This is a genomic window from Mesorhizobium sp. M7A.F.Ca.US.006.01.1.1, assembly GCF_003997935.1.
In the GTDB taxonomy this organism is placed as follows: Bacteria; Pseudomonadota; Alphaproteobacteria; order Rhizobiales; family Rhizobiaceae; genus Mesorhizobium.
Map to the genome: position 1 here is coordinate 43,829 of NZ_RZQL01000004.1, position 24,994 is coordinate 68,822.

Sequence of the window (24,994 nt, forward strand, 5' to 3'; positions counted from 1 at the left end):
GCGACCGATGGTCAGCGATAGGCGAGCGGCTCGACCTTGCGGATACGCGCCTCTTCGATCACCGCCTCGAGCAGCGCCGTATTGTGCTCCGGGTCTTCGCCCGGCTTCTCGAACGACACGTAGTTGACCGCCACCGAAGCGCCGAGCTCGCTCAGCGTCAGCTGAAAATACACGGTGACGCCGGGCGGTCTCAGTTCCAGATCGAGCACGATGCGCGGGCTGCCGCTCCAGTCGACATGCGCCTCACCACCATGGCCGAGCCGCAGAGTGCCCGGCATGAAGAACAACTCGACCGCTGAATCGACCAGGTCCGACAGGCACGCGAAATGCTCCAGCCGGATAAAGGCGATGTAGTCGGCGACATCGATCAGCCTGAGTTCCCCCACCACCTGCTCGATGGCGCTGGCGACGATGATCTCGCGAGATTTTGCGTGCGGTTGCCGGTTCATGAAATCTGTCTGCGCTCAGCCTTTTTCGAGTAGACGATCCGCACCAGTTCGGCGACGGCCTGGTAGAATTGTGACGGGATCACACTATCGACCGAAACTTGCTTGTACATGGAGCGGGCGAGCGCCACGTCCTCGAAGACCGGGATGTTGTGTTCCCGCGCGATCTCGCGGATTTTCAGCGCCACCAGATCCTGGCCCTTGGCCAGCACCATGGGTGCCGAGTCCTCGTCTCGCACATATTTCAGCGCGATCGAGAAGTGCGTTGGGTTGGCGATGATCAGCGTCGCGCGCGGCACCGCCGTCATCATCCGCTTGCGCGCCCGGTCGCGCGCCAGCGAGCGCAGCCGCGACTTGACGATCGGGTCGCCCTCGGACTGTTTGAACTCGTCCTTGACCTCCTGCTTGCTCATGCGCAGATCCTGCTTCCAGTGGAAGCGCGACCAGACGATGTCGATTGCCGCGATCAGCCCCATGACGAAGACGATCGCCACCAGTATGTCGACGGCGATGCCGCGGATGACGAGACCGAAGGCGACCGGATTGGTGATCATCCCGGCGAGCAGCTTTCGGTGGTCTTCCGATAGCGTGAAGCTCAGCACGACGATGGCAAACCCGACCTTGCCGAGTGACTTCAGGAACTCGACCCAACCCTGGATGCCGAACAGCCTGTTCCACCCCTTGGCGATCGAGATGCGCGAGAGTTGCGGCCGGATCCGCTCGCCTACGAATTGCGGCATGTTCTGGAACACCGAGGCGCCGATGCCGGCGACGGTCAGCAGCACCATCAGGCTCAGGACGGCGCGGCCAACCTCGAGGAGGACGATCTTGTAGAGCGCGATGACGTCGGTCTCGGTGTCCATCGGCCAGGCTTCCGGCTTCTCCAGGAACATCGACAGGAACATGCCGAGATCGATGATCGCATCCTTGGCGTAGAAGACGGTGAACACCAGTATGGCAACGAACGAGGCAAGGAGCGCTGTCTCCCGCGAATGGGGCAGTTTGCCCTGTTCGATGGTGTCGCGGATCTTCTTTTCCGTCGCCTCTTCGGTTTTCGAATCCTTGTCGACCGCGTCAGCCATGGCGCGGTCTTAGGCGGCGTCTTGGGTCGAGGGTAGTTCGAAGGCGCCTTCGCGCGACAGCCGGATCGTTGTCGTCACGATCGTCTTGCGGGCCGCCGTAATGTCGGCGAGAGGGACCCCGTCCGAGCCCTGCCCGAGTTCGGCTTCAATCATGCGCCGCGAGCGGGCGCCGATGGCCGACAGCACCGATTCCGCGAGTGCGGCCGAAGTGCCGCGCAGGGCCAGCGTGACCAATTCGGTCGACAGTCCGTCAAACAGCAGCACTCGCGCTTTCTGGGTGAGCAGCGGCAAGTCGTCGAAAGCAAACAGCCGCGCCCTCACGCCGTCGAGATCAGGCGTGCCGGCGGCTTCCAGATCCTGCATGACCTCCTCGAGCAGCGGCTTGTCGAGTTCGTTGAGAACGCTGGCGACACGCGCCTGCCCGGCCGAGGTGTCCTTGGTCGAGGTTTCCGCCAGCACGCTGGTGCGCAGCCGGTTTTCGACGATCCTGGCGGCAGCGTCGGGAACATTGGCCATCGTCACCATGCGCTTGATGATTTCTCCACGCATCGGCTTGGTCAGTGTCAGCAGCACGTTGGCCGCCACCTGCGGCGCCAGCTTCGACAACACCATGGCCGCCGTCTGCGGATGCTCACCGGCCAGGAAGGCACCAAGCCGCGCCGGTTCGAGCTTTTCGAGTTCGGGCCAGATCGGCGGCGGGCCCTCCGGTGCGACCTCGAATTTCTTGTCGCCCATGATCGCGCTCATCTCTTCGGGCGAGAGCGATTCGTTGAGGATGGTGTCCATCCTGTCGGCGGAATCAAGCAATCCCGCCCCTTCCGTGAACTCGGCCTCGAACTCGGCAACGATACGTTCGAGATCGCTTTGCGGAATCGTCCGCAGCAGGCGGGCGCCCTCGACCAGGGCCTTCAGTTCTTCCTGCTTGAAGAATTTCAGCAGGCGGCTGGCCGACGGCTTGCCCATCGCCACAAGTATGGCGGCCGCCTTCTGCGCGCGGGTCAAGGTCACCGGCGTCGTCATGCCACTCGCCTCCGCTGCCACCGGCAAGCCCCGCAAACCATGTCTAGGCGCCCTTCGTGCCGGCGATGATTTCGGTCAGCCTGATGCCGAAACGCGACGGATCGCTTTCCAGCACGGTGATCTCGCCACGCGCGATCTTGCGGCCGTTGACCACGACGTCGACAGGTTCCCCGATGCGGCGATTGAGCGCCACGGTCGACCCTTTCTGCAGCGCCATCAGATCGGAGACCGGCATCTCGGTGCTGCCGAGGATGATCTGGACATCGACGGGGATGTTCATGATCACGCTCGAATTGGCTGATGAGGCCGCCCTGAACGCCGCATCGGGGCGTTGCTCCTCTTCATGCAGGACACCGCGCAACTCTTCGATGGCACGGTCGAGCTGCTCGTCCGGCTGGTCGAGGTCGGCTTCCGCCTTGGTTTTGGCCATGATCGTCTCCAAATGCTCAGGCGCGTCCGGCGGCAGCCGGCATCAGCCCGTCGATAAAGTCCTGCCCGGCGTCGTAAGGATGCCTGATCCGGACGGTGTAATTCTGTCCCAGTTTGCCGAACTCGCATACGAACAGCGTCTTGCCCCGTGCGCTGAGACGCGCCTGGGATTGGGCCGTTTCCTCGAATTCGATGACGTCGCCGATTTCGAAACCGGCGAGGTCGCCGAGCGTCAACCGCGCCAGCGGCATCGTGGCCTCGAGCGCCACGGTGGAACGCATCACCTCTTCCGAAAAGCGGGCGCGCCAGCTGGGGCCGTGATCGTCGTCGGCGACAGGCACGGCTCCGTCGCGGCTGGCCAGCACGACGCGCTGTGGCATCGTCACCGTGACGGTGCCACTGTCGGCCAGCGTCGAAATGCCAAGCACGATGCGGATTGCCGCGCCATCGCGCAGCACATACCGCTTCGCCTCGGTGCCAGACATTGCTCGCGGCGCGGGCAGGCGCAGGTCGAGCGAACGCTTTCCCGATCCGTTGAGGGCCTGCGCGACCTGCTGGAAAACCATGGTCGAGACATCAATTTCGATCTGCGACAGATCGCGCTCGATCGGCGAGACCGGCAGATCCGGATCGCCGCCGAACAGCGTGCAGACCATGATCGCGATCGCCGGAGCATCGATCACCAGGGTCATCGCATCGGAGGACGCGGACGAGCCGATCACGGTCATGGCAAACGTGTCGCCGGCACGCGAACGCGCCTCGGGAACGCGGCTGACCTCGATCGCTTTGAGATCGACGACGACCGGAACGCCAAGCTCGCTGGTCAGGCTTTTCTGCAACAGCGGTACGGCGCGTTCGGCCATGGCGCGGCCTGCGTCGATGACCTGCGTGGCCTCGCCGCTGTCGCCGACCAGACGCTCGATGATCAGCGAGCGCGCTTCCGCTGGACTGCCCAGGCTGGTCATGACAGTGCCGGGACCGATCTGTCGCGCATCGTTCAGGCGGCCTTCTTTTCGACAATGCCGGTATTCATCGTGCTCTGCTCGACCGCGTCGATCGTCGGCCGTTCATAGGACGAGATGGTCTTGCGGCCGAACTCGATCGCCACCTGCGGCAGCGCGCCGTTCATGTAGGCCAACAGCGTCTGCTTGACGATGATATAAAGGCGGTTCTTCTTCTCGCGCACTGTCTTGATCTTGGTGGCGACCGGCCCGACCACCGAATAGGACAGGAAGATGCCGAGGAACGTTCCGACAAGTGCGGCACCAATCAAACCGCCGAGGATTTCCGGCGACTGGTCGAGCGCGCCCATCGCCTTGACTACGCCCAGCACGGCGGCGACGATGCCTAGCGCCGGCAAGCCGTCACCCACCGCCACCAGCGCGTGATAGGCCTTCATCTTGTCGGACCTGATGGTCTGGATTTCTTCGTCCATCAGCGCCTCGATCTCGTGCGAGCGGGCATTGCCGATGATGATGATACGGCAGTAATCGCAGATGAAATGCGTCAGGTCGTGGTTATGCAGCACGGTTGGGAACGCCTGGAAAATCGCTGACTCTTCCGGATTGTCGATATGCGCCTCGACTTCGCTGCGGGATTTCGAGCGCAGCTCGCGCATCAGAGAGTGCAGCACGCCGAGCGTTTCGAGATAGTCCTGTTCCTTCGGCACTGCCTGCTTGAAGGCTTCGAGAATGCCCTTGCCGGTGTCCTTGACCGTCTTCATCGGATTGGCAACGAGGAAGGTGCCAAAAGCCGCACCACAGATGATCACGGCCTCCCACGGCTGGATCAGCACGTGAAGATGGCCGCCCATGGCCATGAAGCCGCCAAGGACGCAGCCGAGCGTTACCACCAGTCCAATCAGAATGCCCACGACAGGTCCTTCCGCATTTCACATCAGGAGCTAGGGATAGTCCCCGTGCCTTGTGTGAGGCTTGAATCGAGGACGTGGAAGCGATTCAGTTTCGCGCAAGGAAGTAGGGGTATTGTGCCGGCATAGCTTCGGCCGGAGGCACGTCTTTGCTCAATACCTTTACCAGCTACCAGCTCATCACCAAGGACATTTCAAAATCGATCGACAGGATCGAGCAGCAGCCCGTGGTTGATCGCGACACCAAATATTATCTCGCCAACATCACCAAGGTGAAATCGATCGACGATTTCGTCAAAAACGACCGTTTGTTCAAGTATGCCATGAAGGCCTACGGGCTGGAGGACATGGACTATGCCAAGGCGTTCATGGTCAAGGCACTCAAGGAAGGCGTCTCCGATCCCGACAGCTTCGCCAACAAGCTGACCGACAAGCGCTACCCCGAATTCGTCAGCGCCTTCAACTTCGCCGCCAATGGCGCCGATGCGACCATCTATAACAAGACGCAGCAGATGGTGACCAAGAACTACGCCACGCAGGCGAAAATCGCCGGCCTCGATCCGGATTCGGCCTATGTGAAGGGCGAGACGACATACTATCTCGCCAACATCACCAAGGTGAAGTCGATCGACGATCTGATGTCGAACAACCGGCTTTACACATACGCGCTGGCATCATTCGGCCTCGATTCGGCGACGGAGGACAAGGACCTCATCAAGCGGGTGCTGCAGGGCGGCGTCCGCGACCCCGACAGCGTCGCCAACAAGATGACGGACAAGACCTATGCCGCGCTTGCCTCCGCCTTCAACTTCGAAGCCTATGGCGAAAACACCACCACCATCAATCCGGCGCAGCAGCCGACCGTCGACAAATACATGCGCCAGACCCTCGAAGAGGATGCCGGTCAGACCAACCAGGGTGTGCGGCTGGCGCTTTATTTCGATCGCAAGGCCCCAACCATCACCAGCTGGTACGACGTGCTGGCCGACACCGCGCTTGCCAGTGTCGTGCGCACCGTGCTCGGCCTGCCTGATTCCTTCGCCACCGCCGATGTCGACAAGCAGGCGCAGCTGTTCGAGCAAAAACTCGACATCTCGGATTTCTCCGACCCCGAGAAACTCGGCAAGTTCCTGACGCGCTTCACCAGCATGTACGAGATCAACCACCCGACTTCATCGGCCCTCACCTCGGTCAGCGTGCTGTTTGCCCAGCCACTCACCGTCGGCATCTCCACCGACCTGATGATGGCCATGCAGAAATTGAGGTTCTGAGACCATCATGCGGGACAGCCTGTACGTCGCCCTTTCGTCGCAGATCGCGCTCGAGCGGCGCCTCGACACCATCGCCGACAACGTCGCCAACGCCTCGACGATCGGCTTTCGCGCCACCGGTGTGAAGTTCGAGGACGTCGTCTCCGGCACCGGGCAGAAATCGGTATCCTTCGCCTCTCCGGGCAAGACCTACCTTTCCGGCGCCCACGGTGCCTTGAGCGAGACCGGCAATCCCTTCGATTTCGCCGTCCAGGGCGATGCCTGGTTCGCCATAGAGACGCCGGTCGGCACCGTCATGACCCGCGACGGACGCTTTTCGATGAACGAGAACGGCGAGCTGATGTCGCTCGAGGGCCACCCGGTGCTCGATGCGGGCGGCTCGCCGATTCAGCTTGACCCCCGCAACGGTCCGCCCAAGGCCGGGGCCGATGGTTCGTTGCGCCAGAACGATCAGCTTGTCGGCTCGATCGGTCTCTACAATTTCGATCCAGGCCCGAACTTCGTCCGCTACGGCAATTCCGGCATCGTTCCGGCACGCACCCCGGAGCCTGTCACCGACCGCTCGGATATCGGCGTTGCCCAGGGTTTTCTCGAAGAGTCCAATGTCAATCCGGTGCTGGAGATCACCCGGCTGATCATGGTCCAGCGCGCCTTCGAGAACACCGCCGCCCTGATGCGGCAGACCGACTCGTCCACCGACGAGGCGATCAAGACGCTCGGCTCGAAATAATCCATGTCGCTCGACCAGCCATCTCTGCGCGCACTCGAAAGACAACTCCAGCCGGCACCGGAAGACCGGCTTGCCGCGCTGGAACGGGTCTGGCGGCGTTTCGCCGACGCCGAGGCGCTGCTCAAGCGCGGCGGCCGCGTCATCGAGGTCACGCCCACCCACTACAAGGTGCACGGCCTTTCCGGCTTCGCCAGGCTGGGCGATATCGTCGAGCAGCCGGGCCATGCCGGTGCGCGCCGCGGCGAGATCGTCAAGATCGGCCGCGACGAGGCCGTCGTGGCGCCCTTCGAACGCAGCGCCGATTCCGGCATCGGGGATGCCGTATTCCGCCGCGGTCCGCTCGTGGTGGCGCCGCATGCCTCGTGGCGCGGCCGCACCATCGACGCACTCACCAGGGCGATCGATGGCGGCCCGCCGCTCACCCGGGGAGACGACACGACGCGCGGCGTCCAGACGACGCCGGGAGCCATGGCGCGGCAACGCGTCGGCACTGCCTTCATGACCGGCGTCAAGGTCATCGACATCTTCACGCCGCTCTGCTTCGGCCAGCGCCTCGGTATCTTCGCCGGCTCCGGCGTCGGCAAGTCGACGCTGCTTGCCATGCTTGCTGGCGCCGACGCATTCGATACCGTCGTGGTGGCGCTCATCGGCGAACGCGGCCGCGAAGTGCGTGAATTCCTCGAGGACACGATCGGCGACAGCATGGCCAAGACCGTCGCCGTCGTCGCCACCAGCGACGAAAGCGCCATGATGCGTCGGCGTGCGCCGGACACCGCCATGCGCGTCGCCGAGCATTTTCGCGACCAGGGGCATCGGGTTTTGCTGGTCCTGGATTCGATCACCCGCTTCGCTCACGCCCTGCGTGAGGTGGCGACGGGTACCGGCGAGCCGCCGGTCGCCCGCGGCTACCCGGCCTCGGTGTTCACCGAACTGCCGAAGCTGCTCGAACGCGCCGGGCCGGGTACGGAAGGCCCCGGAGTTGAAGGTAGGGGATCGATCACCGCCATCATTTCGGTGCTGGTCGACGGTGACGACCACAACGACCCGGTCGCCGATTCCGTGCGCGGCATCCTCGACGGCCATGTCGTGCTCGACCGCGCGATCGCCGAACAGGGTCGCTATCCCCCCGTCAACCCGCTGTCGTCCATATCGCGGTTGGCCGGAAAGGCCTGGAGCGTCGAACAGCGCGCGCTGGTGACAAGGCTGAAGTCGATGATCTCGCGCTTCGAGGACACGCGCGACATCCGGTTGCTCGGGGCCTATCAGGGCGGCGTCGATGCCGAACTCGACATCGCCGTGCGCCAGGTGCCGCTGATCTATGAGGCGCTGACGCAAGCGCCGAAGGATCGCCCGTCGGCCGACCCTTTCTCCGATCTCGCCCGCCACCTCAAGAGCAAGCTGAACGCCGATGCCGGAGACTGAACGCGAATATACCGAGCGCATCCTGCGCGACATGATCGCCGAGGCTAATGCCGCGGAGCAAGCCGAGGCGGACGAAGCGAGAACTGCCAAGGCACAGGCCGCCCGTGCCATCGCAGCCAAAGCGGAGGCCGTTCTGGCCAGAGCCGTCAAGCCAATCCTGCCACGGGCTGGCAGAGCCGATCCTGATCTGGCCAAGCCCGTCGAACCCGCTCTGCCGAGGGCTCCCCAGGTGGTGGCTGCCGAGATGACGCAGGCCAGCCGCGACTCGCTGATCGACGGGCTGTTCCCGCGCACCGAATGGCCGCAGCCACCAAAGGCACCGTTTCCCCGGCTGAAGAAGAAGTCTGACCGACGCAGCGATTTCGTCATTGCCGCGCTCGGCATCACGCTCGGCCTGATCTGCGCCCTGTTTCCCTGGTACATCTTCTTCAACCAGGACCAGTTTGGCGTCCAGGCGATGAAGTTCGGCGGCACAGGCTCCAATTCCGGGCGAGCGGGCGGCGGCGTGGTCGCGCAACGCAGCGCGCCGCTGACGGCAAAGGACGTTCCCGCGGCCAATCTCGATCTTCTTGCCACGGGGACGGTGCGGGATGATGCCAATCCCGCAGCCGCATCCGAAGAGCAACCGTTTCCGGCCGACGCGGCGAAATTCCGCATGGTTCATGTCGCCAACGGCCGTGCCATGATCCAGGACGACGCTGGCCTCTGGATCGTCCAGCGCGGCTCGATACTGCCTGACTCCAGCCAGGTATCCTCCATCGAGCAGCGCAACGGCAAATGGGTCATGGTCACCAGTGCCGACCAGGTGATCGAACTCTCCAAATAAACGATCTCAGGCTTCCGGCCATCCGCAAGGCCCGCGCAAGACTGGCGGCCTAGTCTCTGGGTACCTGCTTGGAGATTCCCATGGAGCCCGTTTCCCTTTTCGACCTCGCCGCCAAGCAAGCGCAATGGCTGGCCGTGCGCCAGTCGGCAGTCGCCGGCAACATCGCCAATGCCAACACGCCAGGCTATACGGCAAACGACGTCGAGCCATTCGAAAAGGTGCTCGACCGCGCCGCCGTATCGCTGCAGGCCACTCAGGCCGGCCATCTCGGCAATGCAGCGACCAATGCCGGCTTCACCATCAAGCCGCAAGAGGATGACGGCGTCGTCATGCCGTCCAAGAACTCCGTCGTGCTGGAAGACCAGTTGCTGAAAGCCGGCGAGGTGCGCCGCTCCTTTGAACTCAACACGGCGATCGTCAAGGCGTTTCATACGATGATGATGATGGCGGTGAAGAGCTGACCATGGACGCACTGACCGCAGCCCTCAAAGTCGCAGCATCCGGCCTCGGCGCCCAGTCGGAGCGCCTGCGCGTGGTTTCCGAAAACCTGGCCAACGCCCAGTCGACCGGCACCGCGCCCGGCTCCGATCCTTATCGCCGCAAGACCATCAGCTTCGTCTCCGAGCTTGACCGGGCCTCCGGCAGCTCAACGGTTGCGGTGAATTCGATCGATCGAGACCCCAGCGACTTTCCAGTCGAGTTCCAGCCCGGCAACGAGGCAGCCGACGAGAAGGGCTACGTCAAGATGCCCAACGTCAACGTGCTGATCGAAATGGCCGACATGACCGAGGCCAACCGCTCCTACGAGGCCAACCTTCAGGTCGTCAAGCAGGCCCGCGACCTGATCTCCATGACCATCGACCTGATGAGGAACCAGTAATGATCAGCGGTATCGGAGCCCTTCAGTTCAAGCCGTCGATCGGCGGCGATGACACGGCGACAAGCCTGCTCCAGGGCGGCGCGACACCCTCGGCCGGCGGCAATGTCGGCACCTCCTTTGCTGAGGCGCTGAGCCAGGCAGCCTCCAAGACCGTCGACACGATGCAGAATGCCGAGCAGGTATCGATGCAGGCGCTCAAGGGCGACGCCGACACCCGTCAGGTGGTCGACGCCGTGATGAGCGCGCAGCAGGCGCTTCAGACCGCCGTCGCCATCCGCGACAAGGTGGTTTCCGCGTATCTCGAAGTCAGTCGAATGGGCATCTGAGGAATTCCGCCATGAAAGCACTCGCCATCGCCGCCACCGGCATGAATGCCCAGCAGACAAATCTGGAAGTCATCGCCAACAACATCGCCAACATCAACACCACCGGCTACAAGCGCGCCCGTGCCGAATTCTCCGACCTGCTCTATCAGGTCGACCGCACGCAGGGCGTGCCCAACCGCTCCAACGCCTCGCTGGTGCCGGAGGGCGTCTCGATCGGCCTCGGCGTCAAGACGACGGCCGTGCGCAACGTGCACACACAGGGCGAACTGACCAGCACCGGCAACAGTTTCGACCTGGCGCTAACCGGCAGGGGCTGGTTTCAGATCGAGGGTGCCGACGGCGGCACGCTCTACAGCCGCGCCGGAGCTCTCAACACCAACGCCACCGGCCAGTTGGTGACGGTCGACGGCGCTGCCGTCATTCCGGCAATCAATGTCCCCGTGGATGCCGTCGAGGTCATCGTCAACAAGACCGGCCAGGTCTTCGCCCGCATCGACGGCCAGACCGACCTGCAGAACCTCGGTCAGCTTCAGATCGCCAATTTCGCCAACGAGGCCGGCCTGGCGCCGCTCGGCGACAATCTGTTCCAGGAAACCACGGCTTCGGGGCCGGCCAATGTCGGCGTGCCTGGCGATCCCGGCTTTGCCACCATCCAGCAGGGCTATCTCGAAGCCTCCAACGTCGACCCGGTCAAGGAAATCACCGAGCTGATCTCGGCGCAGCGCGCTTATGAGATGAACTCCAAGGTCATCCAGGCCGCCGACGACATGGCCTCCGTGGTCTCCAAGAACATCAGGTAACGCATGATGTCGACGCCCGGCCTCCTGTCCGCATTCCGCCGCACCGCGCTCGTCCTTGCGCTGGTGACCGGCGGCCTGCCGGCTTTTGCCCAGGAATCGGCCAACCAGTCGGCCACCCGGATCGCCAGCAATCAAGCTGGCGGCGAGGTGGTGCTTATTCCGAGCCGGGTTATCTATCCCGGCGAGACCATCAATCTGGCTGCCCTGAAACAGGTCACCCTTATCGTCGGCAAGCACAAGCCGGAGGCGGTCGCCACACGGGCCGAGGAACTGGATGGCAAGGTCGCCAAGCGCACGTTGCTGCCCGGCCGCTACATTCCCTCCACCGCCATCCGCGAGGCCTGGCTGGTCGAACAGGGTGCTTCCGTGCAGATCTTCTTCATCGCCGGCGGGCTGACGATCTCGGCCACCGCCGTGACGCTGCAGCCAGGAGCCGCGGGCGACCTCGTCAAGGTTCGCAACATCGACAGCGGCAAAGTCCTGTCCGGCACCGTGATGGCGGATGGGACCGTCCAGGTCAGCGCTTCATGATGCGCGGGCTTACCCTGATACTGGCAGCCGTGCTTGGCCTGCAGCCGGCGCTGGCCGACGGCCTGACGCCGAAGGCCAAGCGTGAGCTCGCCGCCAAGAATGGCGGCGTCTACAATGATCCCGAATATGATCCGGCAACCACCAGCCGCATGTTCCGGGTTTCGACCGGGCCGAGTTCGCTGCCGCCGGGCCAGGTCGCCTCGCGTATCAAGGACATCGCCCAGTTGCAGAGTTCGCGCGACAATCAGCTCGTCGGCTACGGCCTGGTCATCGGCCTTGCCGGATCGGGCGACAGCCTGCGCAACTCGCCATTCACCGAACAGTCGATCCGCGCGATGCTCGAAAACCTCGGCATCGCCACCGAAGGCGGCAGCGCGCGCGCCAAGAATGTCGCCGCCGTCATCGTCACCGCCAACATGCCGCCATACGTGCAGTCGGGCGCCCGCATCGACATCGACGTCTCCTCGATGGGCGACGCGACCTCGCTTTCCGGCGGCACGCTGATCATGACGCCGCTGAAGGCGGCGGACGGCGAGATCTATGCCGTCGGCCAGGGCTCGGTCATCGTGTCCGGCTTTACCGCCCAGGGACAGGCCGAGCAGCTAACACAAGGCGTGCCGACCTCCGGCCGCGTACCGAACGGCGCCATCGTCGAGCGTGCCGTCCAGGCCGAATTCGACGATCAGGCGATCCTGACGCTGCAACTGCGCAATCCCGATTTCTCGACCGCTATCCGCATCGCGGACGCCATCAACGACTACACCGGCCAGCGCTTCGGCATGCGGGTGGCGGCCGAGCGCGATTCGCGCACCGTGCAGATCAGAAGGCCGAAGGGGGTTTCAGCCGCCCGCTTCTATGCCGAGATCGAGAATTTGGTGGTCGAATCCGACACGCCGGCCCGTGTCGTCATCGACGAGCGCACCGGCACCATCGTCATCGGCAACGACGTCAAGATCTCGCGGGTCGCCATCAGCCACGGCACGCTCACCGTACGCATCACCGAAGCGCCGCGCGTCGTCCAGCCCGAGCCCTTCTCCAAGGGCGAGACCGCCATCGAACCGTTCACCGCCATCGACGCCAGCCGGCCCGACGCCCGCGTTGCCGTGCTGGACGGACCCGATCTCCAGACCCTCGTTTCCGGCCTCAACCGCCTTGGCGTCAAGCCGGACGGCATCATTGCCATTCTGCAGGGCATCAAGTCGGCCGGCGCCCTGCAGGCCGACCTGGTTCTGCAATAGGCGATGCCGATGATACGCCCCTTCTCACGCCATGAAAGACGCCGCCCAGCCGCAATCCTGCTGGCGACCGCTATTCTCGCGGTTCTGCCCTTTGCCGGCGACACCGCACGCGGCGAGGAGACGGTCCGCCAGGTCCTGCCGGGAGCACCGGTGGCAGCGGTGCCGCAGCAATTGACACGGGAAAAGGCGCCGGACCAAAGCGAGATCGAGCGCTTCTGCTCAAACATCGCCGACGCCGCCCGCGATCGCCGCTATGTTCTGCAGGCCGAGGAACTGAAGCAGCTCCAGGCCGGCATTGCCGAGCGCATGAAAGCTCTCGATGCAAAGAAAGCCGAGTACGAGACCTGGCTGAAGCGGCGCGAGGTTTTCTTGGCCCGGGCCGAGGACGGCGTCGTCCAGATCTACGCCGGCATGAAACCGGACGCCGCCGCCGAGCGTTTGGCCATCGTCAACGCCGATCTGGCTGCGGCCATATTGATGAAGCTCGATTCACGCAAGGCGAGCGTCATCCTCAACGAAATGGACCAGAAGGCGGCGGCAACGCTCACCGGCATTATGGCCAGCGCAGCCCGAAGGGTAGATCCGTCATGATCCGGAAAATGCTTGTCCTGTGCGCGGTCACCGTGCTGTCGGGTTGCGGAACCAACCTCAAGGAGGTCGGCAGGGAGCCGGCTCTATCCCCGGTCGGCTCCGGCATCGATGGCGGCAGTACCGGCTCCCTCTATCGCTATCCGCAAACGCCGCCCGCGCCGGTCAAGAAATTCTCGTTGTGGGACGACCGCCAGAGCCGGCTGTTCACCGACCCGCGGGCGCTGTCCCAGGGCGACATCCTGACGGTCAAGATCAAGATCAACGATCGGGCCAACTTCAAGAACCAGAACGACAGGAGCCGCACCGCCAATCGCAAGCTCGGTTACGACCTCAGCGCGCAGTGGGACAAGTGGAGCACCGCCGGCAAGGGCGCAGGGGCTCTCAGCTCCACCACGGACACGACGGCTGACGGCGAGATCAAGCGCTCGGAAACGCTTGAACTCAATGTCGCGGCGATCGTCACCGACGTGCTGCCCAACGGCAATCTGATGATCACCGGATCGCAGGAAGTGCGCGTCAACGCCGAGCTCAGGGTGCTGACGCTCGCCGGCATCGTGCGGCCGGCCGATATCGGCGCCGAAAACACCATCCCCTACGAGCGCATCGCCGAGGCCCGCATCTCCTATGGCGGACGCGGTCGCATCACCGAGGTCCAGCAACCTGCCTACGGCCAGCAGATTCTCGACCAGGTTCTTCCGTTCTAGGATCGGGACAGGGCGCCGTGGCAAATATCGAACAGGCTCAGCCGCGCAAGGGTCCTTCCCCTGCCATTCAGGCCGGCCTGCTGCTGCTTGTGACGGCGGCCGCCATTGGCATGGGCTGGATGTCCGGCGGTTATCTCAAAGGCGTCGATGCGCCGGCGTCTGTACCGGTCGCACCTGAGAACGAAGGCAAGATCATGCAGCCCGCCGCGGCCGAGCAGCCAGGCCTGGGCCCGATGCTTGTCGTGCTGGCGCCGATCACCACCAACATCGCCTCGCCTGCCGGCACCTGGATCAGGATGGAGGTGTCCATCGTCTATGACGCGCCGCAGCCACAGGCAATGTCGGATGACATCCACCAGGACCTTCTGGCCCTGGTGCGCACGTTGAAGATGCATCAGATCGAGGGCGCCAGCGGCTACCAGCACCTGAAGGCCGACCTCGAAGAACGCGCCGCGATCCGCAGCCAGGGTCACGCCAAACAGGTACTCATCAGGACATTGCTGCTCGAATGAGAAAGTTCCTTCTCGCCACGGCCATGATCGCCGCCGCCACCTCCATCGCGGCGGCCCAGCAGTTTGATCTCGGCGGCATCGGCAAGGCTGACGGCACCACCGTCGGCTACATTATCCAGATGTTCGGCCTGCTGACCGTTCTGTCGGTGGCGCCAGGCCTGCTGATCATGGTGACCAGCTTCACCCGTTTCGTCATCGCCTTCTCGATCCTGCGCGCCGGCATCGGCCTGCAGTCGACACCGGCAAACCTCATCCTGATTTCGCTGTCGCTGTTCATGACCTTCTATGTCATGGCGCCGACCTTCGATCAGGCCTGGAACACCGGCGTCAAGCCGCTGATGGACAACCAGATCACCCAGACCGAAGCCTTCGACAAGATTTCGGACCCGTTCCGCACCTTCATGCTGCACAATGTGCGTGACAAGGATTTCGACCTCTTCGCCGACCTCGCCCGCGAGCGCGGCCAGACCGTTTCGCGTGACACCGTCGACCTGCGCATCCTGGTGCCAGCCTTCATGATCTCGGAGATCCGGCGCGGTTTCGAGATCGGCTTCCTGATCGTGCTGCCATTCCTGGTCATCGACCTGATCGTGGCCACCATCACCATGGCGATGGGCATGATGATGCTGCCGCCGACAGTGGTGTCGCTGCCGTTCAAGATCCTGTTCTTCGTCCTGATCGACGGCTGGAACCTGCTTGTCGGCAGCCTGGTGCGCTCCTTCAACTGACGCTGCCGCGCCGGCTCGAAATTCCAGCAATATATTTTCGATTAACCGTTCGGTTTAGCCCTTTGGTAGGGACTTGCCCGCATATTCGCTCGCAGATGGCGGGTGATCGATTTTGAGATCATGGGCATGATGCCGCACCGTCATACCGGTAGAGCCGGTATGTAAAAAATACCTGTAAAATCAAGGTCCGAGTACGATGTCCAGCATCATGACGAACAGCGCCGCATTGACGGCCCTGCAGAGCCTCAACGCCACCAACAAATCTCTCACCGACACCCAGGCCCGCATTTCGACCGGCTACAAGGTCTCGCAGGCTTCGGACAACGCCGCCTATTGGTCGATCGCCACCACGATGCGCTCCGACAACAAGGCTCTGTCGACCGTGCAGGATTCGCTCGGCCTCGGCGCCTCGAAGGTCGACACCGCCTACACCGGCATGAACGCCGCGATCGCCACCATCGATTCGATCAAGCAGAAGCTGACCTCGTCCTATGGTCAGACGGATGCCGCCAAGGAAAAGACCCAGGTCGAAATCGCCGCCCTTCAGGCGCAGCTGAAGGGTTATGCCGACGGCGCGACTTTCTCCGGCACCAACATGTTGTCCGTCAACAGCGGCGCGACAGCCACGACGGCGGCCGACGTGAAGATCGTTTCGGCATTCAACCGCAGCTCCGCCGGTGCGGCTTCGATCTCGACGATCGACGTCAACGTCGAAAGCATCAAGCTGTATGAATCCGGTGCCGCGGCGACCAGCAAGGGCATTTTGGACTCCAACCGTCTCGGCACCACCGGTGCTGAGGTTACGACGGCCTCGGCACCGACGCTGGGCGCTGCCGCAGCGGTCACCGACACCTATTCGGTCGCCACGCTGACGATCTTCTCGGGTACCACAGCCGCCAGCGATAGCCAGATCGCCCAGCAGATGAACGTTGTCGACGCAGCGCTCAAGGACATGACCAACGCCGCCACCAAGCTCGGCGCCGCCAAGAGCAGTATCGACCTGCAGAAGACCTTCACGCAGGATCTGATGGACTCCATCGATCGCGGTGTCGGCCAGCTCGTCGACGCCGACATGAACAAGGAATCGACCCGTCTCCAGGCCCTGCAGGTCCAGCAGCAGCTCGGCATCCAGGCGCTGTCGATCGCCAACGGTTCGTCGCAGTCGATCCTGTCGCTCTTCCGCGGCTAATCGCTTTCGCCTAACCACAGTTCGCACTAAAAAATTTCGGGCCGCGCCAAAAGCGCGGCCCGATTTGCGTTTTGCTCCAGCCCCACGCAACCCTCGATCCTTAACTCTCAAAAGCCAGCTTTTAACAGGCTGTTAACCATGCCGCGCTAGGTATGGTTAACCAATAGCTTACGACAGTTGGCGAATCGGTCCGACCGGCACGATGCCACCCGTTGAACAGGCCCATCCGGCATGTCTGAGCATGTCGGCCTTTGAGAAGGAGCGACTTTCTTGGCGAGCATCATGACCAACGCTTCGGCGTTAACCGCACTTCAGAGCCTCAGCGCCACCAACAAGTCGCTCGAACAGACGCAGGCCCGCATATCGACCGGCTACCGGGTCTCGCAGGCCTCGGACAACGCCGCCTACTGGTCGATCGCCACCACCATGCGCTCTGACAACGCGGCACTGTCGACCGTGCAGGATGCACTCGGCCTCGGCGCCTCGAAAGTCGATGCCGCTTACACCGGCATGAACAATGTGCTGACAACGATCGGGCAGATCAAGACCAAGGTGTTGTCCATGGTCGGCCAGACGGATGCCGCCAAGGCAAAGACCCAGACCGAGATCAAGGCGCTTCAGACGCAGATGAAGTCGTTTGCCGATGCGGCGACCTTCTCCGGCTCGAATTTCCTGGCGGTGACCTCCAAGCAGACTGCCGCCCCCAATGATGGCGTCCAGCCCGACTCGCAGATTGTGTCCTCATTCAATCGTTCTTCATCCGGCGCAGTGTCGATCGGAACGATCAACATCGATGTCGAGGGCACCAAGCTTTTCGACTACGGCCTCGCCGCCGAGGTCAAGAATTCCGGAACCCTCGATCGCAAAACCTCCATCTATGCCACGGGCGCCGCCCAGACCCTGTACGACAACGCCTATGCGGGCGTGATCGCGGGCGGAGGAACGGACATCGCCGCCCACGCCGCCGGCCAGACGGCGGCGGGAGCGGTGGCCAAGGTCGACAATATTTCCGCCTACAACCTCGACATCACGGCGGCCGGGGTGACCGACGACATCATCACGCAGATGGTAACCAGGATGGACAAGGTCATGGCCCAGCTGACCGACTCCGCCACCATCCTCGGCTCGGCCAAGAGCAGCATCGACCTGCAGAAGACCTTCACCCAGAGCTTGATGGACTCCATCGACCGCGGCGTCGGCCAGCTCGTCGATGCCGACATGAACAAGGAATCGACCCGCCTTCAGGCCCTGCAGGTGCAGCAGCAGCTCGGCATCCAGGCGTTGTCGATCGCCAACGCCGCCTCGCAGTCGATCCTGTCTCTGTTCAAGAGCTGATCACGGGCGCCACCGGCGCCCACCTTCCCATCAGATAATCGGGCCGCGCCGCAAGCGCGGCCCGATTTCATTTTCGCACAAGCTTCGAAGACTAGAGTTCCAGCGGACAATCATGCTGGGAGTCGTTGAACCGTGCCGGAACAGATCCAGAGCATCATCTCGAATCTCCGCGGGTTTGGCGTGAAGCGCCTCGCCATGCTGGCGGGTATCGCCGTTCTGGTGATGGGCGTCATCGGCATCGCCTCGGTCTATCTCAACCGCCCCGCCTACGACACGCTCTATGTCGGGCTCGACCGTGCCGACGTGAACCAGATCGGCCTGGTACTGGGCGAAGCCGGTATCGGCTTCGATGTCGGCGCCGATGGAACCTCGGTTCTGGTGCCGGCCGGCACCACCGCTCAGGCCCGCATGCTGCTCGCCGAAAAGGGCCTGCCGACCAGCGCCAATGCCGGCTACGAATTGTTCGACAATGTCGGCTCGCTCGGCCTCACCTCTTTCATGCAGCAGATCACCCGTGTGCGCGCGCTGGAAGGCGAGATCGCCCGCACCATCCAGTCGATATCGGGCATCAAGGCGGCGCGCGTCCACATCGTCATGTCCGAACGCGCCAATTTCCGCCGCGACGAGCAGCAGCCCTCGGCCTCCGTAGTCATCCGCTACGCCGGCATCGACGCCGAGAAGAGCGCCATGTCGATCCGCCATCTTGTCGCCGCCGCCGTTCCCGGCCTATCGGCCGACAAGGTGACTGTTCTCGATTCCAGCGGCAATCTGCTGGCCGCTGGCGACGATCCTTCCAACACCAGCGCCGCGCGCACGCTCGGCGTCGAGCAGACCGTCGAGGCGCAGATAGGAGACAACATCCGCCGTGCGCTGACGGCCTATCTTGGCCCCGACAATTTCCGCGCCAGCGTCAAGGCCGAGGTCAACACCGACACCCGCCAGACGGAAGAGACCATCTTCGATCCGAATTCCCGCGTCGAACGCTCGGTACAGTCGGTGCGCGCCAACGAGAACAACAACCAGAAGCAGGCTTCCACTCCGGCCAGCGTCGAGCAGAACCTGCCCGAGACCCAGGCAACCGCCACCGATGGTCCGCAATCCTCGTCGCAGAACGACCGCAGGGAAGAGATCACCAACTACGAGATCAATTCCAAGAAGATCGCCACGGTCTCCAACGGCTACACCGTCACCAAGATGTCGATTGCCGTGGTCGTCAACCAGCAGCGGCTGACGGCCATCCTCGGCAAGGACGCCACGCCGGAGCAAATCGCCAAGCGCGTCGCCGAGATCCAGAAGATGGTGACGTCCGCCACCGGCCTGGACGAAAAGCGCGGCGACATCATCGACGTCTCGGCGGTCGAGTTCATCGATGGCCTGGATGGCGAGGCGATCCCGCAGGCGGGAATGCTCGATTCGATCGGCCAGCATGCCGGCACGATGATCAATGCGGGTGCCTTCATCGTCGTGGTGTTCCTGGTCGCCTTCTTCGGCCTGAGGCCGATGGCCGCGGCGCTGACGGCAAAAGCTACTCCGGCCCTGGCAGGTCCCAGCTTCGACGACGTCCAGCGCTCGCTGCCGACGCCGGAGGCAATGGCGGCCACCGACAGTGCCGCGATTGGGACCTTGCCAGGCACACGGCCAGGTCCCACGCCGCTCGACGATCTTCGCCAGAAGATCCGGCCGGCGCCGCAGGACAGGCTTGCCAGGATGGTCGATATCAACGAGGAGCGCACCGCGCAGATCCTGCGCAAATGGGCTGCCCAGGAAGTGGCGGTGTAAACCATGCCCTCCGTAGCCCTCTTCGATCTTCTGCCTGATTTCGGGACGCGCGCGCAACGTGCCGGCCAGTCCCGGGCAGCAGTCGATCCCGAACACAAGCCCGAGCCGGCGCCGCAGGCCGATATCGGCACTCTGATCGCCGAGGCGGTTGCCCAAGCGGAGGCAGCGCTGGAGGTCCGCCTGTCGGCTGCGCATGACGCCGCGCTCGAAGCCGAACGCCAGGCCAATGCCGAGGAAGCAAGGATATTTCTCGAAAGCCTCGGCGACGATGTCGGCAAGGCGGTCTCGTTGCGCATCGATGCGATGGAGGCGCGTGTGACCGGACTTGTCGCCGCCTCGGTCGCCCGCATCATCGGCGGCATCGTCAGCGACGATCTGCAGAAACGTTCGATCGAGGCATTGGCCCGCGCCATCAGCGAAGCGGTCGGCGATGCCGAAGCGGTGCGCATCGTCGTGCGCGGCCCGCTCTCGATGTTCGAAACACTGAAGGCGTCGCTGGGACCCCGCGCCGCCAATCTCGATTTTGTCGAGGCGCCAGGCTTCGACCTGACCGTCGCCATCGAGGAGGCGGTGTTCGAGACGCGCATGGCCGAATGGTCGACGGTCCTCTCGGAGGTCCTGGCATGAGCGTCGCAGACGCCGACCACGGCCGCCACGAGATCATCATCGTGCGGCGCAGTCATGACGACCATGACGAAGCCCACCATGGCGGCGTCTGGAAGATCGCCTTCGCCGATTTCATGACGGCCATGATGTGCTTTTTCCTGGTCATGTGGCTGATCAACGCCGCCAACGAGCAGACCAAGGCAGCCGTCGCCAGCTACTTCAACCCGGTCAAGCTGGTCGACCGCAGTTCGAGCCGCAAGGGCCTGGAGGATCTTGGCGACGGACCGCGCGCCATGGGGCTGACGGCAGACGATCCGCAAGAGGCGACCAGCAAAGCCGGACAGAACGGCAATGCCGGCGCGGGCGCGTCGGACCGCAAGCAGGACAAGCAGGAGCCGCAGCAGGCGGAACGCTCCGACGACCATCTCTTCGCCGACCCCTACGCGGTGCTTTCGGAAATCGCCGCGGATACCGGCGTCATGCAGAATGTCAGCCAGAAAGGCGACGGCGGCGTGCAGGCTGCCGGCCCGGCTACCGGCGCCTCCGGTGGCGCCTCCTACCGCGATCCCTTCGAGCCGGATTTCTGGTCGCAGCAGGTCGCGGCGCCCGGCGCCGAAGCCAGCGCCGAGCGCACCAAGATCGAGGGCGATCCGGCCAAGCCCGGCGACAAGACCGCCGAAACGCAAGTGCTCAAAGTCAAAGCCGTGCCGTCTGTCGCGGCCGCACCGCTCGAGCCGCTCGCTAAGGACGCGACCGGCAAGCAGGCCGCGAACGCTGCCACGGCAATGGCCGGCGAGACCAAACCGGACGGCACCAAGGCCGCGGACGCAGCCAAGGCAGAGCCTGAGGCGCAAAAGGCCGCCAGGCCCGACATCGGCGAAGGCGCCAACCGCGGCTGCCGTGAAGGCAGCTGCCGACGTCAAGCGGCAGCTGGCCGATGCTTTCAAGCCTGGCGACAAGCTGCACGACGGCGTCACGGTCGAAGCCACCGACAAGGGCGTCGTCATCTCGATCACCGATCAGCTCGACTTCGGCATGTTCGAGGTCGGCTCGGCATTGCCGAGACGCGAACTGGTGCTGGCGATGGAGAAGATCGGCCGCATCGTCAACAGCCAGAAGGGCACTATCAGCATCAACGGCCACACCGACGCCCGGCCGTTCCGCAGCGACAGCTATGACAATTGGCGGCTGTCGACGGCGCGCGCGCATTCCGCCTATTACATGCTGGTGCGCGGCGGCGTCGACGAACGCCGCATCACCGAGGTCGCCGGCTTCGCCGACCGCCAGCCGAAAATAGCAGCCGATCCATTGGCGGCCGCCAACCGCCGCATCGAGATCCTGATGGCGACCGGCGGATGAAGCGAGCGGCCGTCACCCGCCGGTTGATTGGCCTGTTGCTGCTGGCCGGTGGACACCCGTCGTCCGGTTTCGCCCAGGACGCGCTGCAGCCGTATCAACTGGTGCGCTCGCTGCAACTCATCCAGGACCGCATAGCCGCCGGCGATCATGCCGCCCTGCCTATGCAAGCCAAGCTGCTGGAGATGGCGGATGCGCGCCTGCGCGCGGCGAATGCCGAGGACTACAAGGATCCCAAGAACTTTCGGGCCCTGCTTGTCTACGGCATGAGCGGCGGCAACCCGATGACCGTCGAAGCGGCCACGTCGCGCGCTACGACGGATCCGCAAAGCCTTGCCATCGCCAAAGGCGTGATTGATTACCTCAACGGCCGGCCCGGCGAGGCTATCGAAGCCTTAAGGCCGATCGATCCCATGGCGCTGCCTCCGGATCTCGGCGCCTTCCTCGCTTTGGTCAAAGGCTCACTGCTTGCCGGCGATCAACCGGCGACCGCACTCGGTCTGCTCGACGAGGCAAGATTGCTCAGCCCCGGCACGCTGGTGGAGGAAGCGGCACTTCGCCGTTCGGTCGGCCTTGCAGTCGCGCAAGGCAACGCGGCACGTTTCGCCCTTGCTTCCACCCAATATGTCGAGCGCTACCTCTATTCGCCCTATGCCAGCCAGTTCGCCGACTCCTTCGTCTCGGGCGTCATCGCGCTGCACATGTCGATCAGCCAGGAGAAGCTGGGCGACATCACCTCGATGATGGATCCCGAGCGCGAGAAGGTGATCTATCTGCGCATCGCCCGCCGTGCCGCGATAGACGGCCTGAACGAGTTGTCGGCCTTCGCTTCGGCGCGGGCCGAGCAGGGCCGCGACGGCAACACCAATCAGGACGATCCGCGCGCTCTGCTCTATGCCAGCCTTTCCACCGTCACCTCGGGCACAATCGAGGACGTTCGTGCCAAGCTCGGCAAGATCGACCGCACCAGGCTCTCGGAAGGCGACCGTGCCTTGCTCGACGCCGCGCAGGCCATTGCCGGCGAGGTCGTCGCGCCGCCCACCGCCCTTCCCGAGGAAAAGCCTGCCCCTGTTGCGGCCGAGCAACCTCCGGCTCCCGAGATCGCCACGCCGCAAAACGCCGATGACAGTGGACTGCCACCGGTCGAAGGCGCCATCTCGGAGCAACCCGCCGCCCCCGCGGCCTCCGGCGGACCGGCTGCCAATGCGCCGGACACGGCGGCAGTTGCATCCGCCGACGCAACGACAGTCATGCCGGCGTCGGCACCGTCGCCCGCAGCCGGTAAAGAGCCCGCCGATCCGACCGACGCCGCCATGACCAGAACACGTCGACAGCTCGACCTGATCGACCAGATGCTTGGAGCCGCCCCCAAATGACCACCAGCCTCGGCTCGGCCTTGCCAGGATTTGCCTCCACGCGCGCGACGTCGGAGCAGCCGGCCGCGAACGGCAGGAACGATGACGCCGGCTTCGGCAAAATGCTGCGCGACGATGCCCGCGCGGAACGGCAGCCGTCGACAGAGGCGGGAGCGCGCGACCAGCGCTGGAGCAAGCTCGCTGCCGGCCTTGCCGGGCATGACGCCAAGGCCGAACCGGCATCGGCCGAGCCCGGAAGGACCACCACCTCAGCCAAAGGGGCAAGCGTGAAAACCGGCAAGGACGGATTGGAAGCAAAGGCGCACAAGGCCGACGCCGTAGAGATGGCGTCGGATACCGCGCCGCTTCAGGACGACCTGCCGCTGCTGATCGCGTTTCATGACTTGCGGCATTTCTCGACAGCGGCCAAGGCAGCCGGGGGCAATGCTGCCACTGGCGAGAATCCGTCGGACCGGGCGCTCGACGGACAGGCGTCACTGCCAAAGACCTACCGGTCAAGATCCGCGGGCGGACGCGAAGCACTCGAAACCGTATCGAAGCCGGAGCAGGCGTCGATCGTCGACGGACCTTTGACGGCGCTTGACGGTCAGTCCCCGAGCGTTGCCTCCAGCGCGCCAAAACGCGACGTCACAGCGGCGGCCCAGAAGCTGCCGGACGCGCCGGCCGCCGATGTGCCCGGCGTGCGGTCGAAGCACATCACGAATGCGATGAAGAGCATCGAGGATGTCCAGTCCTCGATGCGTCCAGAAGCGGGAAAGCAGTCCCTGTCCGCCGCGCGCATCGACGTGGCGTCGGAACGGAGCTTCCCCGCACCGCCGCAGAGCCCCATCAGCCAGGCAGCCCTCAATGTGATCAACGCCATAGCCGCCGACGCCGGGCCACAAAAGGCGCTTTCAGCCTCCCCCACGTCCACCCATCTGGCCAGCTCTGTTGCCGTTCCGACACATGTGTTGAAGATCGAACTTCACCCCGCCGAACTCGGAATGGTGACAGCCCATCTTCGCCTCTCCGGGGAACAACTTTCGATTGAGCTGAAGCCTGAAACACACGACGCCTATCTTCGGCTGTCGGCCGACAGCGAGGCCATCGTCAAGTCGCTGCGGGGGCTCGGCTTCGAGGTTGACAGGGTCACGATAATGCAACCTTCGGTAGCAGTTCCCGCTACAACCCGGACGGATGCAACCGCTCCTCTGGCGGCGGCAACAGGCCGCGATCAAGCATCCTTTCAACCGGGGAATTCGGGCAGCGGCAACGGTGGAGCCGGCGGCCAGCAACCGGGCCAGCAATCCTCAGGGAAACGCAACGATGACGCGCAGGACTACGGCCGCGGCACTTCGCCTGCTCGCGAGCGCGCTGGCAGCGATATCTTTATCTAGCGCGGCAAACGCCGCCGCAGCCGCGGCCAACCCCTGCGAGCCGGAGATCCTGCGCGCCGCCGATCGTTATGGCGTGCCCGCCGGCATCCTCTATGCCGTTGGCCTGACGGAGACCGGCAACAAGGGCAGCCTTCAGCCCAACGCCTTGAATATAGAAGGAAAAGCAGTCTTTCCGAGGAGCCGGACCGAGGCCCTGGCCGCCTTCGCCAATGCCCGGCGTGAGGGCAAGACCCTGATCGATCTGGGCTGCATGCAGATCAATCACCACTACCACGCGTCGCATTTTCGCAGCGTCGAGGACATGCTCGACCCACGCCAGAACGTCGACTATGCGGCGCGCTTCCTGGCTAGTCTCCATGCCCGTCACGAGACCTGGTCGATGGCCGTGGCCCGCTATCATGCCGGTCCCGACAACGATCCGGCGCAGAAGATCTATGTCTGCCGCGTCATCGCCAACATGGTCGCCACCGGCTTTGGAAAATGGACCGCGAACGCCCGCGGCTTCTGCAACCCGTAAGCGCATTTCCCGCTTCTAACAGACAAACCGTACAACCCGGAATTGTTGGCTGGA

The 24,994-nt window shown here is 63.9% G+C and carries 27 protein-coding genes and 1 pseudogene; 22 read left to right on the top strand and 6 right to left on the bottom strand.

The window, feature by feature from the left end:
* Positions 1 to 11: 11 nt before the first annotated feature.
* Genes EN943_RS01580 through motA form a run of 6 tightly spaced genes read right to left on the bottom strand, consistent with a single transcriptional unit; the run spans position 12 to position 4,850 of the window.
* Complete coding sequence (locus tag EN943_RS01580; protein ID WP_023809991.1) at positions 12 to 449, bottom strand: hypothetical protein; 438 nt, start codon at positions 447 to 449, stop codon at positions 12 to 14.
* On the bottom strand, positions 446 to 1,528 hold the full coding sequence (flhB, locus tag EN943_RS01585; RefSeq protein WP_127320968.1) for a flagellar biosynthesis protein FlhB: 1,083 nt from the start codon (positions 1,526 to 1,528) through the stop codon (positions 446 to 448). Before flhB ends, EN943_RS01580 begins: the two co-directional genes overlap by 4 nt.
* Before the next feature lie 9 nt (positions 1,529 to 1,537).
* The gene (locus EN943_RS01590) at positions 1,538 to 2,548 is read right to left on the bottom strand and encodes a flagellar motor switch protein FliG (protein ID WP_127411250.1); all 1,011 of its coding nucleotides are present in this window, start codon (positions 2,546 to 2,548) and stop codon (positions 1,538 to 1,540) included.
* A 43-nt stretch (positions 2,549 to 2,591) separates the two neighbouring features.
* Complete coding sequence (gene fliN / locus EN943_RS01595) at positions 2,592 to 2,978, bottom strand: flagellar motor switch protein FliN (RefSeq protein WP_023809994.1); 387 nt, start codon at positions 2,976 to 2,978, stop codon at positions 2,592 to 2,594.
* A 16-nt stretch (positions 2,979 to 2,994) separates the two neighbouring features.
* Positions 2,995 to 3,942, bottom strand: a complete 948-nt coding sequence (locus tag EN943_RS01600) for a FliM/FliN family flagellar motor switch protein (RefSeq protein WP_127411251.1) — start codon at positions 3,940 to 3,942, stop codon at positions 2,995 to 2,997.
* Between the two features lie 32 nt (positions 3,943 to 3,974).
* Entirely contained in the window at positions 3,975 to 4,850 is an 876-nt protein-coding gene (gene motA / locus EN943_RS01605) for a flagellar motor stator protein MotA (protein WP_127411252.1), read from the bottom strand.
* Positions 4,851 to 4,996: 146 nt separating this feature from the next.
* Here motA and EN943_RS01610 point away from each other — a divergent pair, with 146 nt between their 5' ends.
* The 22 genes and pseudogenes from EN943_RS01610 (at position 4,997) to EN943_RS01715 (ending at position 24,940) form a co-directional block, all read left to right on the top strand.
* A complete protein-coding gene (locus tag EN943_RS01610) occupies positions 4,997 to 6,118 on the top strand; it encodes a DUF1217 domain-containing protein (RefSeq protein ID WP_127411253.1) in 1,122 nt (373 codons plus the stop codon).
* A gap of 7 nt (positions 6,119 to 6,125) precedes the next feature.
* A complete protein-coding gene (flgF, locus tag EN943_RS01615; RefSeq protein WP_127411254.1) occupies positions 6,126 to 6,848 on the top strand; it encodes a flagellar basal-body rod protein FlgF in 723 nt (240 codons plus the stop codon).
* Between the two features lie 3 nt (positions 6,849 to 6,851).
* A complete protein-coding gene (gene fliI, locus EN943_RS01620; protein ID WP_127411255.1) occupies positions 6,852 to 8,270 on the top strand; it encodes a flagellar protein export ATPase FliI in 1,419 nt (472 codons plus the stop codon).
* Positions 8,257 to 9,096: a hypothetical protein gene (locus EN943_RS01625; RefSeq protein ID WP_127411256.1), complete on the top strand. Its 840-nt coding sequence runs from the start codon at positions 8,257 to 8,259 to the stop codon at positions 9,094 to 9,096. The genes fliI and EN943_RS01625 overlap by 14 nt, the downstream gene beginning before the upstream one ends.
* An 80-nt stretch (positions 9,097 to 9,176) precedes the next feature.
* Positions 9,177 to 9,557 carry a flagellar basal body rod protein FlgB gene (gene flgB / locus EN943_RS01630; RefSeq protein WP_127257833.1) on the top strand — a complete coding sequence of 127 codons (381 nt, stop codon included), beginning with the start codon at positions 9,177 to 9,179 and terminating at the stop codon, positions 9,555 to 9,557.
* Between the two features lie 2 nt (positions 9,558 to 9,559).
* Positions 9,560 to 9,976, top strand: coding sequence for a flagellar basal body rod protein FlgC (gene flgC, locus EN943_RS01635; protein WP_013529797.1), 417 nt, complete (start codon positions 9,560 to 9,562; stop codon positions 9,974 to 9,976).
* Positions 9,976 to 10,302, top strand: coding sequence for a flagellar hook-basal body complex protein FliE (locus EN943_RS01640; protein ID WP_023810002.1), 327 nt, complete (start codon positions 9,976 to 9,978; stop codon positions 10,300 to 10,302). The genes flgC and EN943_RS01640 overlap by 1 nt, the downstream gene beginning before the upstream one ends.
* A gap of 11 nt (positions 10,303 to 10,313) precedes the next feature.
* Positions 10,314 to 11,102: a flagellar basal-body rod protein FlgG gene (gene flgG / locus EN943_RS01645; RefSeq protein ID WP_013529795.1), complete on the top strand. Its 789-nt coding sequence runs from the start codon at positions 10,314 to 10,316 to the stop codon at positions 11,100 to 11,102.
* A gap of 3 nt (positions 11,103 to 11,105) precedes the next feature.
* Positions 11,106 to 11,633 (top strand): flagellar basal body P-ring formation chaperone FlgA, encoded by a 528-nt coding sequence (gene flgA / locus EN943_RS01650; protein ID WP_127411257.1) that lies wholly within the window; start codon positions 11,106 to 11,108, stop codon positions 11,631 to 11,633.
* Positions 11,630 to 12,871, top strand: coding sequence for a flagellar basal body P-ring protein FlgI (locus EN943_RS01655; protein ID WP_023810004.1), 1,242 nt, complete (start codon positions 11,630 to 11,632; stop codon positions 12,869 to 12,871). The genes flgA and EN943_RS01655 overlap by 4 nt, the downstream gene beginning before the upstream one ends.
* Positions 12,872 to 12,874: 3 nt before the next feature.
* Positions 12,875 to 13,462 carry a MotE family protein gene (locus tag EN943_RS01660; RefSeq protein ID WP_164778039.1) on the top strand — a complete coding sequence of 196 codons (588 nt, stop codon included), beginning with the start codon at positions 12,875 to 12,877 and terminating at the stop codon, positions 13,460 to 13,462.
* Positions 13,459 to 14,166, top strand: coding sequence for a flagellar basal body L-ring protein FlgH (flgH, locus tag EN943_RS01665; protein WP_127290408.1), 708 nt, complete (start codon positions 13,459 to 13,461; stop codon positions 14,164 to 14,166). The genes EN943_RS01660 and flgH overlap by 4 nt, the downstream gene beginning before the upstream one ends.
* Positions 14,167 to 14,183: 17 nt before the next feature.
* A complete protein-coding gene (locus tag EN943_RS01670) occupies positions 14,184 to 14,678 on the top strand; it encodes a flagellar basal body-associated FliL family protein (protein ID WP_127411259.1) in 495 nt (164 codons plus the stop codon).
* On the top strand, positions 14,675 to 15,406 hold the full coding sequence (fliP, locus tag EN943_RS01675; RefSeq protein ID WP_127411260.1) for a flagellar type III secretion system pore protein FliP: 732 nt from the start codon (positions 14,675 to 14,677) through the stop codon (positions 15,404 to 15,406). Before EN943_RS01670 ends, fliP begins: the two co-directional genes overlap by 4 nt.
* Before the next feature lie 196 nt (positions 15,407 to 15,602).
* On the top strand, positions 15,603 to 16,595 hold the full coding sequence (locus EN943_RS01680; protein WP_127411261.1) for a flagellin: 993 nt from the start codon (positions 15,603 to 15,605) through the stop codon (positions 16,593 to 16,595).
* Positions 16,596 to 16,865: 270 nt separating this feature from the next.
* Positions 16,866 to 17,930: a flagellin gene (locus EN943_RS01685; RefSeq protein WP_127411262.1), complete on the top strand. Its 1,065-nt coding sequence runs from the start codon at positions 16,866 to 16,868 to the stop codon at positions 17,928 to 17,930.
* Between the two features lie 132 nt (positions 17,931 to 18,062).
* Complete coding sequence (gene fliF / locus EN943_RS01690) at positions 18,063 to 19,709, top strand: flagellar basal-body MS-ring/collar protein FliF (protein ID WP_127411263.1); 1,647 nt, start codon at positions 18,063 to 18,065, stop codon at positions 19,707 to 19,709.
* A 3-nt stretch (positions 19,710 to 19,712) separates the two neighbouring features.
* Positions 19,713 to 20,336: a hypothetical protein gene (locus EN943_RS01695; RefSeq protein ID WP_127411264.1), complete on the top strand. Its 624-nt coding sequence runs from the start codon at positions 19,713 to 19,715 to the stop codon at positions 20,334 to 20,336.
* Positions 20,333 to 21,674, top strand: a pseudogene (locus EN943_RS01700) (MotB family protein). The gene EN943_RS01695 and the pseudogene EN943_RS01700 overlap by 4 nt, the downstream one beginning before the upstream one ends.
* Complete coding sequence (locus EN943_RS01705) at positions 21,671 to 23,047, top strand: chemotaxis protein MotC (RefSeq protein WP_127411265.1); 1,377 nt, start codon at positions 21,671 to 21,673, stop codon at positions 23,045 to 23,047. The pseudogene EN943_RS01700 and the gene EN943_RS01705 overlap by 4 nt, the downstream one beginning before the upstream one ends.
* A complete protein-coding gene (locus EN943_RS01710) occupies positions 23,044 to 24,423 on the top strand; it encodes a flagellar hook-length control protein FliK (protein ID WP_127411266.1) in 1,380 nt (459 codons plus the stop codon). Before EN943_RS01705 ends, EN943_RS01710 begins: the two co-directional genes overlap by 4 nt.
* A complete protein-coding gene (locus EN943_RS01715; RefSeq protein ID WP_050592657.1) occupies positions 24,353 to 24,940 on the top strand; it encodes a transglycosylase SLT domain-containing protein in 588 nt (195 codons plus the stop codon). Before EN943_RS01710 ends, EN943_RS01715 begins: the two co-directional genes overlap by 71 nt.
* Positions 24,941 to 24,994: the final 54 nt, after the last annotated feature.